We start from the raw sequence: 13,109 nt of genomic DNA, 5'->3' as shown, positions 1-13,109 counted from the left end.
CAGGCCAAACACAGCTCAAAAATTTTTTTGTGGGAGTCGAAAAAAAAATGCGTCTGGACGCTTCACGCGGCGCTTCGCAACGCCTGAAAACGCGATTCACACGATTCGCCGGCTGATTCGGAGCGTGCTTCAGATGCCGAGTTTGGCCTTCAACAGCTCATTGACGGCCTGCGGATTGGCCTTGCCGCCGGTCTGCTTCATCACCTGACCGACGAACCATCCAAGCATTGTCGGCTTGGCCAGAGCTTGCGCGACCTTGTCCGGATTGGCCGCGATGATCGCATCGACCGCGGTTTCGATGGCGCCGAGATCGGTCACCTGCTTCATGCCCCGCGCCTCGACGATGGCGCGCGGATCGCCATCCTTCTCCTCCTCGATGAGGATCAGCAGCAGGTCCTTACCGATCTTTCCGGAGATCGTGCCGTCGGCGATGAGATCGACAAGACCGGCGATCTGCGCCGGCTTCAGATGCGTCTGCGGCACAGTGAGGCCCGCCGAATTCGCATAGGCCGACACATCGCCCATGATCCAATTGGCGACCGCCTTCGGATCACGTTTGGCGCCGCCATAGGCAATCGCCGCCTCATAATAATCGGCCGTTTCCTTATCGGCGACGAGCACGCCGGCATCGTAGGGCGGCAGACCATATTCAGCGATGAAGCGGGCGCGCTTGGCATCCGGCAATTCCGGTAGATGCACGGCCAGCCCGTCGACATAGGCCTGATCGAATTCGAGCGGCAAAAGATCGGGATCGGGGAAATAGCGATAGTCGTGCGCTTCTTCCTTCGAGCGCATGGACCGTGTCTCACCCTTGCCGGGGTCGAACAGCCGCGTCTCCTGATCGATCTTGCCGCCGTCCTCGATGATACCGATCTGGCGGCGCGCCTCGGTCTCGATCGCCTGGCCGATGAAGCGGATCGAATTGACGTTCTTGATTTCGCAGCGCGTGCCGAGGCCCTCACCGGGCCGGCGCACCGAGACGTTGACGTCGGCGCGCAGCGAGCCCTGCTCCATATTGCCGTCACAGGTGCCGAGATAGCGCAGGATCGTCCTGAGCTTGGTGACGTATGCCTTGGCTTCATCGGCCGAGCGCATGTCGGGCTTGGAGACGATCTCCATCAGCGCGACGCCCGAGCGGTTAAGATCGACGAAGGAGTCCGTCGGGGACTGGTCATGCAAAGATTTGCCGGCGTCCTGTTCCAGATGCAGCCGCTCGATGCCGACCTCGATCTGCTCCGTCGGCGTCACATCCACGGTCACGACGCCTTCGCCGACGATCGGACTTTTATATTGGGAAATCTGATAGCCCTGCGGCAGATCGGGATAGAAATAATTCTTCCTATCGAAGCTCGAACGCAGGTTGATCTTGGCCTTGAGGCCGAGACCGCTGCGGATCGCCTGGGCGACGCATTCCTCGTTGATGACCGGCAGCATGCCCGGCATGGCCGCATCGACCAGCGAGACGTGGCTGTTCGGCTCGCCGCCGAATTCGGTCGAGGCGCCGGAAAAGAGCTTGGACTTGGAGACGACCTGAGCATGAACCTCCAGGCCGATCACGACCTCCCAGTCGCCGGTGGCGCCCTTGATGAGTTTGGCGGGGGATGTGTGGGTGCTCATGGCCTGCTCTTCCGTCTACCGTCGAGATAATTCTCAGGGCGTGTCCACCAGCGAATTGAGCCAGATGGCCTGGTGCGCCGTTTCATAAAGATAACAATCGTCGATGAGGACGCCCGCGCCGCTGCCGCCCGCCATCTGCAAGCCCGCGACCCGGCATTTCTTCTCGCGAGACGCGAGCCATGCGCGCTCCGCATCGCGGATCAGGTCGGCGCCCTTGAGCTTCTTGCCGCTATCGCCGTCGGCATCGGCATCGCCGTATTCTTTGAGGACAGCTTTATAGCCCTTGTTCAATTGCTCATCCCAAATGGCGGCTTCGCGATTTGCGCAATCCCTCATGCCGACAGTCGATTGGCCTTCCGGTTTATCGAGGCAGGGCCCTTGCACGGCGCTGATACAGCTTTCGGGCGCAGCCTTGGTCGTTTTGGCCTTGGCCAGACATTGGGCGATCGCCGCACGGTCCTGCTCGGTCGGCTTTTGCTGCGCGTAAGCAGCGCCGATGCCCCCCATACAAACCAGCAATAGAGAGAGTGCCAGCCGGCCGCCTGATCGCATGGTCACACCCACCATTTCGGCGGCAGTTCGATCTTCGGCGCGGCCTGCTCGATGGCCGAAGCGACCGCGAACAAGGTCTCCTCCTCGAAGGCGCGGCCGATCAATTGCAGAGCCAGCGGCAATCCTTCGGACGACAGCCCCGCCGGCACCGCGATGCCCGGCAGGCCGGCCATATTCACCGTCACCGTGAACACGTCGTTGAGATACATTTCCACCGGATCGGCGCTGCCCTTTTCGCCGATGCCGAAGGCGGCGGAAGGCGTCGCCGGGGTCAGGATCGCATCGACGCCAGCGGCGAAGGCGGTCTCGAAATCGCGCTTGATGAGCGTGCGGATCTTCTGCGCCCGCACATAATAGGCGTCGTAATAGCCTGCCGAAAGCACATAGGTGCCGATCATGATGCGGCGGCGCACTTCCTTGCCGAAACCGGCGGCGCGGGTGTTCTCGTAAAGCTCGACAATGTCCTTGCCCGGCACGCGCAATCCGTAGCGCACGCCGTCGTAGCGCGCGAGATTGGACGACGCCTCGGCCGGCGCGACAATATAATAAGCGGGCAGCGCATAGCGCGTGTGCGGCAGCGAAATCTCGACGATCCTGGCGCCGGCCGCTTTCAGCCAGGCGACGCCATCGTCCCAGAGTTTGGCGATCTCGGCCGGCATGCCGTCGAGCCGATATTCCTTCGGAATGCCTATCACCTTGCCGCGGATTGAGGTGCCGACGGCCGCCTCGTAATCCGGCACCGGCCGGTTGACCGAGGTCGAATCCTTCGGATCGTAGCCCGCCATCGAGCGCAGCATGATCGCCGCGTCGCGGACATCGCGGGTGATCGGGCCGGCCTGATCGAGCGACGAGGCGAAAGCGACAATGCCCCAGCGCGAACAGCGCCCATAGGTCGGCTTGATGCCGACGGTGCCGGTGAACGCGGCGGGCTGGCGGATCGAGCCGCCGGTATCCGTCGCCGTCGCGCCGTAGCAGAGCCGCGCTGCGACCGCCGCCGCCGAGCCACCGGACGAGCCGCCGGGCACGATCTTCACATTGGAGCCCGGCCGCCGCCACGGCGAGGTGACGGACCCGAAATAGGATGTCTCGTTCGACGAACCCATGGCGAATTCGTCGAGGTTGAGCTTGCCGAGCATCACCGCGCCGTCGCGCCAGAGATTGGCCGAGACGGTCGATTCATAGGTCGGTACAAAACCTTCGAGAATGTGGCTTGCCGCGGTCGTCTGCACGCCCTTGGTGCAATAGAGATCCTTGATGCCAAGCGGGATGCCTTCGAGCGGCCTCGCCTCGCCAGCGGCGAGCCTTTTGTCGGAGTCCGCCGCCATCGCCAGCGCCTTTTCCGGCGTCTCGACGATGAAGCAATTGAGCGCCCGGCCCTGTTCGACGGCGGCGATCTGCGCCTTGGCGAGATCGACGGCGGAAACCTCTTTCTTCACCAGCGCATCGCGCGCCGCGGCGAGGCTCAATTCGGTCAATTCGGTCAAATGCTGCTCTCTAATATGTAAAGGTGGGCCGCGCTGGCCTATTCCACGACCTTCGGCACGACGAAGAAATGATCCTCGGTTGCCGGTGCATTGGCGACGATCGCGTCGGGGATGTTGCCGTCGTTGACGACATCCGGCCGCTCATAAAGATGCATCGGCATCACCGAGGTCATCGGCTCGACGCCCGTGACATCGACGCTGCTCAATTCCTCGACGAAGGCGAGAATGGAATTCAGCTCGTCCGCCAGATGCGGTACATCTGCCTCGGCGAGCTTGATCCGCGCCAGATGCGCAATGCGGCGGACGGTCGCCTGATCAACAGCCATTTTGTCTCCTCTGCCTCGCCTCGGAAGCAAGGGCCGAGCCTATAGCATCCGCCCGCCAGCCTGGGCAATCAAAGTCAAACCTCAAGCGTCTCGCCGATGGCCGGCACATACACCCTGGGCTTGCCGCCGAGGGCCACGACGAATTCGTCCGGCGTCTGTGCCAGCAGATCGAAGGTCCCGTAATGGCAGGGGATGACGGATTCGAAGGCGAAATAGCGATGCACGGCCTCGGCCGCAATCTTGCCGCCCATGGTGAAACGATCACCGACCGGGATGAGGCCGATTTTCGGATGGTAGAGTTCATGGACGAGCGCCATATCCGAGAAGATCGCCGTATCGCCCATGTGGTAAATGGTGGGTCCGTCCGTCGGGGTGACGACAATGCCCATCGGATTGCCGAGATAGACGGGCTTGCCGTCAACGATCGTACTGGAGGAATGGAACGCCGGCGTGAAACTCGCCTTGAAGTCGCCCAGGGTGATCGTGCCTCCCGTATTGCCGGGATTGATGTTAGACGCGCCCTGACCGGCGAGATTGACACAGACCTCGAAGCTCGAGACGATTTGCGCGCCGCTCGCCTTGGCGATCTCGACGGTGTCGCCAACATGGTCGTCGTGGCCATGTGTCAACAGGATATGGGTCGCCCCGGCGGTGACAGCGTTAAAATCGAGCTGGAATTTCGGATTGCCGCGCAGAAACGGATCAATGAGAATGACCGAGGATCGGGTTTCGATCCGGAAAGCGGAATGGCCGAGCCAGGTGATTTTCATGGGCTGCTCCAGAACCAAACGGATGCCGCACGGCGGCACGGCACATCGCGGAGGACATAGCCCAATCCCGGCCGCGCGGCCACTTCCTGCGCCGCGCAAACGCGCATTTCACGCATGAGCGGACCGGAAATTCCGATCACGGACCTGGCCGCGCGCCTCGGCCGCGGCCAACGGTTGATGGGCCTCGATCTCGGCACCAAGACCATCGGCCTTGCCCTCTCGGATGTTGAGCGCCGGCTCGCCAGCCCGCTGGAAACCTTGAAGCGCGACAAATTTTCCGCCGACGCCGCCGCTTTGCTGGCGCGGGCCGAAAAATTCGGCGTCGCCGGTTTCGTTGTGGGCCTGCCGCTCAACATGGACGGCAGCGAGGGGCCGCGCGCCCAGGCAACCCGCGCCTTCGTCCGCAATCTCGCCAAGCTGACGCCGGCGCCCATCGTCTTCTGGGACGAGCGCCTTTCGACCGCCGCTGTCCTCCGCACGCTGATCGAACAGGACGCCTCGCGGGCGAAGCGCGCCGCAGTCGTCGACCGGATGGCCGCCGCCTATATTCTGCAAGGCGCGCTCGACCGGCTGAACGCCGCGGCTCTGGGATAATTGACGACCTAGGCGACCCCCAAGGCCAGATCGCTCATCTGCGCGAGGGGGAAGATCGCTTCGACACACGTGCCACCGCCCGCGCGCCGCGTGATCCGCAGCGTGCCGCCGCAACCCTGAACGCGCTCGTTCATGCCGGTGAGACCGAGCCCGCGTACGGTCGCTTCACCGATGCCGATTCCATCGTCTTCCACCACGACGCGCAGCGCCTCCCCCATGCCGCTCTCGTCGAGCGAGACATAGTCGATGCTGACACGCGCCTTGCGCGCCCGCGCGTGGCGGAAAATATTGGTCAGGCTTTCCTGCACTACGCGATAGGCGGCAAGCTCGACGGCTTCTCCGACGAGGTCGAAATCGTCGCTGAACTGGAGGGATATTTCGAGTTCCGGATGCGCAGCGCGCCAGGAGCCGACGAGGGTGCGCAACGCTTCGGCGAGGCCCAATTCGTCGAGCCCGGGCGGCCGCAGCCGCTGCAACAGGCGGCGCAGCAAGGTCTGGATCGCCTCGGCCTGTTCGCCGATCGACGCGACATTCTGCTTGATTACGGCTGGAGCCGGCGTGCCTTCGCTCAGCGCGCTGACATTGGCGCGGATGCAAAACAGGGGCGGCCCCATTTCATCATGCAGATCGCGCGCGATCTGGCCCCGCTCCTCCTCCTGCACCCGCATCATCTGATGGATGAGCCGATGATTCTCGGCGTTGATCTTCGCGAGGTCGGCGGCGAGCCCGTTGATCTTTGTGCCGATATCGACGAATTCCGGCGGCCCGCGCGGTGTCAGCTTTATGTCCGTATCGCCGCGGGCAAGCTTCGAGATCGCATTGCTCACATCGGCGATCGGCGCGATGGCGCGTCCGACGAGGATCAGGATCAGGATGAAGAGAAACACGCCGAAGGCGAGAGTTGTCGCCGCGACTGAAACCACTTCCGTCCAGATTTCCGCGACCTCGCTCGTCGGATTGGCGATGATGACGATGTCGCCGTAACTGCGGCCGTGGATGGTCGCCGGAACGACGGTGATGTTCGGGCGCGGCTGAAACAGGCGGATAAACCAATAGGGCGCGCTGCCCACCTGACTCTTCGTGGAGATCAACGGCAGGTTATGAACTTCGGTCATGTCCCGCGCGATCACGATGCGCACATGCCGCAAATTCTTGAGCTCGGCGAGGAGACGCTGCAGCAGCGGTTCCGGATCCGTTGCGTCCTGCAGGCTTGCCATCACCGTTTCGATCATCTCACGCGCCAGCGTTTGATCGCTCTCGCCTTCGGCCTGCACGCGCGGTCCGGCGTTCCAGCCGATCAAGGCGAAATTGACCAGCAGGGAGAGAAAGAGCACCGCGCCGAGGAGAAGGTTCAAGCGCCAGCGCAAAGACAGACTTCGCATCACCACGCCTCATAAGCTGCGCGACGCAAGGTTGCGCCTGAGTCCCGCTTGCAGGTTCAAAGAATCTCATGCCGCCGGGATGTTATCTATACATGCCATGACTTTTTCTACAGTACCCAGTCCTTATACCCATATTCCCTGTTAAGCGTCTATGATCTAAGGGAAATCGTTGACACGAGCGCATCGCCAGCCGAAACATCGCCGGGTTATTTCGCTGGCGGGTTGGAGAAGATGCAAGTTCTGATCGTCGATGATCACCCGGTCATTATTTCTGGGTGCCGGGCGATGCTGTCACCCTACGAGGATATTACGGTTATCGATGCGCTGAATTCCGCGCAAGCCTACGACAAATACGTCGAAGCACGGCCAGACGTCGTGGTGATCGACATCAATCTGCCTGGCATGTCCGGCTTCGCGCTGACGCGGCAGATTCTCGAATACGACCCGCAGGCGAAGATCATCATCTTCACGATGAATGACGATCCGATTTTCGCCGCGCGCGCGATTGAGAACGGCGCGAAGGGCTATATCGGCAAGTGCGAAGATCCGGCGCGCTTCGTCGCCGCGATCCGCGCCGTCGCGGCGGGGCAGACCTTCCTGTTGCCGGAGATGGCGCAGAAGCTGGCTTTTCTCGATCCGGGCCGGCGCGATTTCCTGACCGGGCTGAATGCGCGCGAACTGGAGATTTTGCGGCTCCTGCGCGCCGGCAAGAGCATGGCCGAGATCGCCGGGGTCATCAACGTGTCTTACAAGACGGTTGCCAATTCCTGCGCGGTGCTCAAGCGCAAGCTCGGTGCGCGCACGCCGCTCGACCTCGTCCGCATCGCCGTCGAAAACAAGCTGGCCTGACCCTTTCCTCTATCGAGAGGGGCCGGCCCGCCTGCTACCAATATCCGCTATTCGAGCACGAGGTTGCGCGGCTTTCCGGCAACCCAGGCCTCGACATTGTCGATGAGCTGGTTGGACAGCCCCGTCATCGCCTCGACGCTTGCCCAGGCGACATGCGGCGTGATCAGCAAATTGGGCAGATCTGCATCGAGCAAGACATTGCCGTTCTTGGGCGGCTCGACCGTGAGCACATCGAAACCCGCACCGGCGATCTCGCCGGATTTCAACGCCTCGACGAGCGCCTTCTCATCGACAAGGCCGCCGCGCGCAGTGTTGATGAGAACGGCATCGTTCTTCATCTTCTTCAGTTCGGCAGCGCCGATGACGTTGCGCGTCTGCTCTGTCAGCGGGCAATGCAGCGAGATGACATCGCTCTCTTTCAGGACGGTGTCGAGATCGACCTTGCCGGGAAAATCATAGAGGTCCGTCGCGATCACCTTCATGCCCAAAGCCTCGGCGCGGGCGCCGACCGACTTGCCAAGTGCGCCATAGCCGATGAGGCCCAGCGTCGAACCGGCGATGTCGTGGATCGGATGATCGAAATAGCAAAATTGGTTGATCGTCTGCCATTTGCCGCGGCGCACGTCGAGCACATAGGGAACGAGGCTACGGCGCAGCGCGAAGATCAGCGCCAGCGTATGCTCCGGGACCGTATTGTCGGCATAATTGCGGATGTTCGACACGGCGATGCCATGCGCCTTGCAATAGGCCTTATCCACGCAATCGGTGCCGGTCGCGGCGACGGCGATCAATTTCAACTTGGGCAGTTTCTCAAGGCTCGGGGCGCGCACCTGCACCTTGTTGATGATGGCGATGTCGGCATCCGCGAGGCGCTCGACCACCTCGTCGGCGACCGTCTCCTGATATTCCGTGTAGCTATGCGGGAAATTCGGCTGCCGCACGGGGACGCCGATCGTCGCGCGGTCGAGGAAAACGATATTGTAATGCGGGGTCTCAGCCACGGGCGCCTCTCCTTTTTCGCCCTCTCCTTATGGGGACGGGCCTGGAAGGTCAATCGGGTCGGAAAAGCGCCGCAGCTAAGCGGTTCTCCGCGGACACGCTAGTTCACATTCCATTCGCAGATGCGAAAATTATTGCGGCGCTGTTCCAGATCGACGTGGAGGTGAAGCGCATGCGCGGGGTCCGACCCCGGCCCAAGGACCGTCCTGAACCGCGCGCAGGCACTGGCTTTTAGACGCGCCAGAAACGCGGGTTTTTCGGCTTGCGTCTGGATGAGAATCTGCCGCCCGTCGCGCAGCACGACGCCGCGAAGGTCGACCGCATTGCCCTTGGCGTGCTCGCTGAGCTTTTCCGTCGCGAGATGATTGCGGTTGCGGCACTCATAGCCGACGGAGCCGAGAATCTTGGCGAGCCCGCCCTCCGGCTGGACGGCCGGGGCCACGTCGTCATGAACCCAATCGCCAAGCGCCTCGGCGAGATCGCAGCGAATGAGCGAAGGCGGCTCGAATGGAACTGTCGTTCCATCGGCGAGCACGACGGCCTTCAAGGTAACCGGCGCGGCGATGCCGCAGCCGTTCGGGCCGCTCACCGGGGGGGCGGCGGCGACGATAAGCCGCTTGCTGGCAAAGACACGCGCACAGGCCGGATCCGGCGTGGCGACTGGCGAAACCGCCAGCGCTGCTGGTTTGGCCGCCGGCGCGGACAGGCCTGCGGGGCGCGGGGGCGGCAGCGGTGCCGAAGAGTCAGACTTTGCTGCGCTGCAAGACAAGGCCATGGAAAGGAGCGCGAATAAAATGGCTGAACGGATATCCATTCAGCTCAAACGCGGCCGACGCGCTAAAGCTCCTTCACAAAGCCGTCTTCATCAGAACTGTTCGAGCAGAGTCTCGGCGCTGGAGACCTCCGCCTTGCCCGACGAGGGCTCGATATTGAGTTCCGTCACGATGCCGTCATCGACGAGCGCGGCGTAGCGTTGGGAGCGAAGGCCGAGGCCGCGCTCGGTGAGGTCGAGCGTCAGACCCGTGGCTTTGGCAAACGCGCCGCTGCCGTCGGCCAGGAAGACGAAACCATCGTCAACGCCGAGCGACTTCGCCCAAGCGGCCATCACGAAGACGTCGTTGACGGCGGTCACGGCGATCAATTGGACGCCCTTGGCGCGCAGCTCCGCCTCCTTCTCGATATAGCCGGGGACGTGATTGAGCGAGCACGTGGGCGTGAAGGCGCCAGGCACGCCCACGAGCGCGACGCGCCGTCCCTTGAAAATATCATCCGTCGTCCGCGGCTGCGGACCATCGTCCGTCATGACCGTGAACGTGACTTGCGGTAGCGGATCACCAATTTTGAGCGTCATATCAGCCCCTCATATTCGTCGCGGCTAAAGTTAGCGACTCTCACGCCAATCTCAAGTCGGCTGCTCACGTCACTGCCGGAAGCGACCCTGAAGCGCGACGATGCATTTGAAAATTAAGCTTCGTTCACTTTCGGAACAACCCGCGCCGATGGGCATTTCGAGGCAAGCCGGTTCTCACTGGCGGTTACTACACCCCTCGAACAGCAATCGGGAGAAAACTTATGGCGAATTCGACCTCGAACCGTGGCTTTGCTTCGATGGACGAAGAGAAACAACGCGACATCGCGCGCAAGGGCGGCGCAAGCGTGCCTGCGGAAGAGCGCAGTTTCTCGCGCGATCACGAATTAGCTTCGGAGGCCGGCCGCAAGGGCGGCGCCAGCGTGCCGGACGAAAAGCGCAGCTTTTCGCAGGATCACGAGCTGGCAGCCGAGGCGGGCCGCAAGGGCGGACACGTCTCCGGCGGAAACTTCGCGAACGACCGCGAACGCGCCGCCGAAGCCGGCCGTAAGGGCGGTGAAAGCTCTCACGGCGCCAAGCACAACTAAACGCACGCCAACGACCGCGTCAGCCGAGGCCCAGCGCCTCGGCTGACGTGCTTTAATCGCTCGCGGTCTTGCCCGCGATTTTGGCGGCAAACCGCAGATCCTCGCACAATCCCCGGAAAGCGGCGTCCTTTTCCGCCTCGTCTCGCATCCGCAAAATCGCGGACGGGTGAAGGGTGACGATGGCGCGGTAGCCCTCGAATTCCAGAACCTGACCGCGCAAGCGCGAGAGGACCACGGGCTTTTCGAGTAACGCGCGGGCTGCTGTCACGCCCAGCGCGACGACAAGTTTCGGCTGCACGAGCGTGAGTTCCTGCTCCAGCCACCAACGACACGCCTGCACCTCGCCGCGCGTCGGCTGCTTATGCAATCGAAATTTGCCGCGCTGCTCATGTTTGAAATGCTTGACCGCATTGGTGACATAGGTAGAGGCGCGGTCGAGACCAGCTTCCGCAAGGGCCGCGTCCAGAACTCGGCCAGCGGGGCCAACAAAAGGCTTGCCGGCAAGGTCTTCCTTGTCGCCCGGTTGTTCGCCGACCAGCATCAGCGGCGCGCCAACCGGTCCTTCGCCAAACACAACTTGCGTCGCATCGCGATAGAGCGAACAGCGCGTGCAATGTGCCGCCTCCGCCGCGGCTTCGTGCAGCTCTCGGGAGTGACGCGCCAGTTCGACGCGTGTCATGCCGCGTGCTCCCCCTGCTCCGGCGCGAGCCCGAGCTTCTTTATCAAGGCAAGCGCATCCTGCGGGGCGCGTAGCTTGTCCGTATTGTCGAAGAAGACGAAGACATCGCGGCGCTTCAGCGGCCCCGAGGACGGCGCGGCGAAGTCGCCATCATGCATTGGGTTTCCATCGGCCCAGGCGCGTATGCGCGCCGCCCATTCGTCGAGCGCCGCCGCGTCATAGCCGCTGCGATAGAGTTCCGTCGAACCGTGCAGGCGGCAATAGACGAAGTCCGAGGTCAGGTCCATGAGCCGCGGCCATGCGACCGTATCGGCACAGACGAGCGCGACATCATGCGCCCGCAGCAGATCGACGAAAGCCTGATCGACGAAGCTCTGGTGGCGGATTTCGACCGCATGGCGGATCGGCCGCACGGCGTCGGTCTTGAGCCAGGCTCGCGCCCGCAAATGATCGTCGTGCCGGCGCGCGAGCGCCGAGGCTGCGCCTGTGTCATGTGGCAGAAGCGCGAGGAATTCCTCCATCAGGCTTCGATCGAAATGAAAACTCGGCGGGAACTGCCAAAGCACCGGGCCGAGCCTGGCGCCGAGAGCCAGCACGCCGGAGGCGAAGAAATTGGCAACCGGTACCGCAATATCCCTTGCACGCTTGATATGGGTAATGAAGCGCGGCGCCTTGACCGCAAAGACGAAATCCTCCGGCACCTGCTCCGCCCAGGAGCGGTAGGCCGATGGCGTCTGCAGGCCGTAGAATGTTCCGTTGATCTCGATGGAACGGAAGAACGTGCTCGCATAGGCGAGTTCACGGTTTCGCGGCAGGCCTTTTGGAAAGAACTGCCCGCGCCAGGGCGCATAGGTCCAGCCGGATATGCCGATCCTGATCTCTGCCTTTTGCGCCATGTTTCCCTCACGGAGGCGACTGCGCTCCGCTACAAGAACGAAAAGCGCCGCCTATTTGGTTCCGAGCGTTGACGCTTGCGCCGGCAAATCAAGGCCGAGCGTGAACACATACGATTTTCGCGGGCCGGTCAGCGTGAATTGCACCGGCACGCGAGGCGGCAGAGCTTTCAAAGGCTGCTGCACGGCCACCAGTGCAAACCGGCCATCGGCCAGGCGATGCGTTTCGATATCCCAGCCCTCCGGCGCCTCAGCGAAGAGATCGCCGGCCGGCCCGTCTCCCTTCCAGATCAAAACCCAACGCAGTGACGTCGCCCCCGGATCGGCCGTGATCACAATTTCTTTCGCGACGTCATCTTTCGCGAGCGGAATCGGCACGCGTGCCTCGGCCTCCGTGATGATATTGTCGTTCGTGCTCGCGCCGCTTTGCGGCAAAACAAGCTCCGCGGCGCTGCGGGCCGGCAGACAAATATTGTCGCAGACCGCATAATCGAGCGTCAGTCGCAGGCGCACGGGCTTCGCCGGATCGTCCGCCTTCACGGCGATGGGAAAGGTGACGCCGCTACGATAGCCGAAAGCCTGCAGCCCCTGCTCGTCGATCCGCTGCGGCGCCGGATAGGCAACCTGCGCGGAATCAAGATTTTCCGACCCCCGGAACGAGAATGTCGGCGGCACGCCGGCGTCGCCGGGACTACGCCAATAGGTAATCGCCTGCCCGGCAAGCTTTATCTGCGCAGCGGCAACATAGCCGCCCGGCATGTGCGGCGTCCCCGCGACGAGCCGCATTTGTGCCTTATCACTGGCGGACCCTGACCACGGGCTTGCGAAGGAATCGGCTTTCACCGGACCGGACGCGATGCCGAGTGCCGCAAGGCAGAAGACGAGTTTCAAGCCGGGATGGCGCCAAAAAAGAGGATGGCCAAAGTCGCGTGCCTGCGCCAACATGGACGTGGCAAAATGGGAACGAAGATTGCGTGTGATCGCGGCGGACATGTATGCGCCTACCTTTTGGTCGGTTTTCTCACCGGCGCAAGATGAAATTGTGGCCTTTGGAACCTATTTGTTCCC

At 62.5% G+C, this 13,109-nt stretch carries 14 protein-coding genes and 2 pseudogenes; 4 read left to right on the top strand and 12 right to left on the bottom strand.

Features of this window, described 5'->3' with window-relative positions:
* Positions 1-129 precede the first annotated feature (129 nt).
* From gatB to CWB41_RS09915, 5 genes are all read right to left on the bottom strand, one after another.
* Positions 130-1,617, bottom strand: a complete 1,488-nt coding sequence (gene gatB, locus CWB41_RS09935; protein WP_115836867.1) for an Asp-tRNA(Asn)/Glu-tRNA(Gln) amidotransferase subunit GatB — start codon at positions 1,615-1,617, stop codon at positions 130-132.
* 33 nt (positions 1,618-1,650) lie between these two features.
* Entirely contained in the window at positions 1,651-2,169 is a 519-nt protein-coding gene (locus CWB41_RS09930; protein WP_165204229.1) for a lysozyme inhibitor LprI family protein, read from the bottom strand.
* Positions 2,170-2,171: 2 nt separating this feature from the next.
* A complete protein-coding gene (gatA, locus tag CWB41_RS09925; protein ID WP_115836869.1) occupies positions 2,172-3,653 on the bottom strand; it encodes an Asp-tRNA(Asn)/Glu-tRNA(Gln) amidotransferase subunit GatA in 1,482 nt (493 codons plus the stop codon).
* Positions 3,654-3,691: 38 nt separating this feature from the next.
* The gene (gene gatC / locus CWB41_RS09920) at positions 3,692-3,979 is read right to left on the bottom strand and encodes an Asp-tRNA(Asn)/Glu-tRNA(Gln) amidotransferase subunit GatC (protein WP_115836870.1); all 288 of its coding nucleotides are present in this window, start codon (positions 3,977-3,979) and stop codon (positions 3,692-3,694) included.
* 74 nt (positions 3,980-4,053) lie between these two features.
* Positions 4,054-4,749, bottom strand: a complete 696-nt coding sequence (locus tag CWB41_RS09915; protein WP_115836871.1) for a metal-dependent hydrolase — start codon at positions 4,747-4,749, stop codon at positions 4,054-4,056.
* A 114-nt stretch (positions 4,750-4,863) separates the two neighbouring features.
* Here CWB41_RS09915 and ruvX point away from each other — a divergent pair, with 114 nt between their 5' ends.
* Complete coding sequence (ruvX, locus tag CWB41_RS09910) at positions 4,864-5,343, top strand: Holliday junction resolvase RuvX (protein WP_115836872.1); 480 nt, start codon at positions 4,864-4,866, stop codon at positions 5,341-5,343.
* An 8-nt stretch (positions 5,344-5,351) separates the two neighbouring features.
* On the opposite strand, the gene CWB41_RS09905 is transcribed toward ruvX, so the two are convergent.
* Entirely contained in the window at positions 5,352-6,725 is a 1,374-nt protein-coding gene (locus CWB41_RS09905) for a sensor histidine kinase (RefSeq protein ID WP_115836873.1), read from the bottom strand.
* A gap of 231 nt (positions 6,726-6,956) precedes the next feature.
* Between CWB41_RS09905 and CWB41_RS09900 the strand changes: the two genes are divergently transcribed.
* Entirely contained in the window at positions 6,957-7,574 is a 618-nt protein-coding gene (locus CWB41_RS09900) for a response regulator transcription factor (RefSeq protein ID WP_115837115.1), read from the top strand.
* Positions 7,575-7,621: 47 nt separating this feature from the next.
* On the opposite strand, the gene CWB41_RS09895 is transcribed toward CWB41_RS09900, so the two are convergent.
* The 3 genes from CWB41_RS09895 to CWB41_RS09885 form a co-directional block, all read right to left on the bottom strand.
* Entirely contained in the window at positions 7,622-8,575 is a 954-nt protein-coding gene (locus CWB41_RS09895) for a D-2-hydroxyacid dehydrogenase (RefSeq protein WP_115836874.1), read from the bottom strand.
* Between the two features lie 98 nt (positions 8,576-8,673).
* Positions 8,674-9,348: an extensin-like domain-containing protein gene (locus tag CWB41_RS09890; RefSeq protein WP_165204225.1), complete on the bottom strand. Its 675-nt coding sequence runs from the start codon at positions 9,346-9,348 to the stop codon at positions 8,674-8,676.
* 90 nt (positions 9,349-9,438) lie between these two features.
* Positions 9,439-9,924 carry a peroxiredoxin gene (locus CWB41_RS09885; protein WP_115836876.1) on the bottom strand — a complete coding sequence of 162 codons (486 nt, stop codon included), beginning with the start codon at positions 9,922-9,924 and terminating at the stop codon, positions 9,439-9,441.
* A 221-nt stretch (positions 9,925-10,145) separates the two neighbouring features.
* Here CWB41_RS09885 and CWB41_RS16560 point away from each other — a divergent pair.
* Both CWB41_RS16560 and CWB41_RS16555 read left to right on the top strand, forming a co-directional pair.
* Positions 10,146-10,388 (top strand): annotated as a pseudogene (locus CWB41_RS16560) (con-10 family general stress protein); the annotation flags it as partial.
* A 27-nt stretch (positions 10,389-10,415) separates the two neighbouring features.
* Positions 10,416-10,469: pseudogene (locus tag CWB41_RS16555) on the top strand (hypothetical protein); the annotation flags it as partial.
* A gap of 52 nt (positions 10,470-10,521) precedes the next feature.
* Here CWB41_RS16555 and CWB41_RS09875 read toward each other — a convergent pair.
* From CWB41_RS09875 to CWB41_RS09865, 3 genes are read right to left on the bottom strand one after another with little or no spacing between them, the layout of a single operon-like run.
* Positions 10,522-11,148 (bottom strand): UdgX family uracil-DNA binding protein, encoded by a 627-nt coding sequence (locus tag CWB41_RS09875; RefSeq protein ID WP_115836878.1) that lies wholly within the window; start codon positions 11,146-11,148, stop codon positions 10,522-10,524.
* The gene (locus tag CWB41_RS09870; RefSeq protein WP_115836879.1) at positions 11,145-12,044 is read right to left on the bottom strand and encodes a DUF72 domain-containing protein; all 900 of its coding nucleotides are present in this window, start codon (positions 12,042-12,044) and stop codon (positions 11,145-11,147) included. The genes CWB41_RS09875 and CWB41_RS09870 overlap by 4 nt, the downstream gene beginning before the upstream one ends.
* 51 nt (positions 12,045-12,095) lie before the next feature.
* Entirely contained in the window at positions 12,096-12,932 is an 837-nt protein-coding gene (locus CWB41_RS09865; protein ID WP_165204222.1) for a protein-disulfide reductase DsbD domain-containing protein, read from the bottom strand.
* Between the last annotated feature and the right edge of the window lie 177 nt (positions 12,933-13,109).

The organism is Methylovirgula ligni (genome assembly GCF_004135935.1).
GTDB lineage: Bacteria > Pseudomonadota > Alphaproteobacteria > Rhizobiales > Beijerinckiaceae > Methylovirgula > Methylovirgula ligni.
This window is presented reverse-complemented; position numbering and strand designations above follow the sequence as displayed.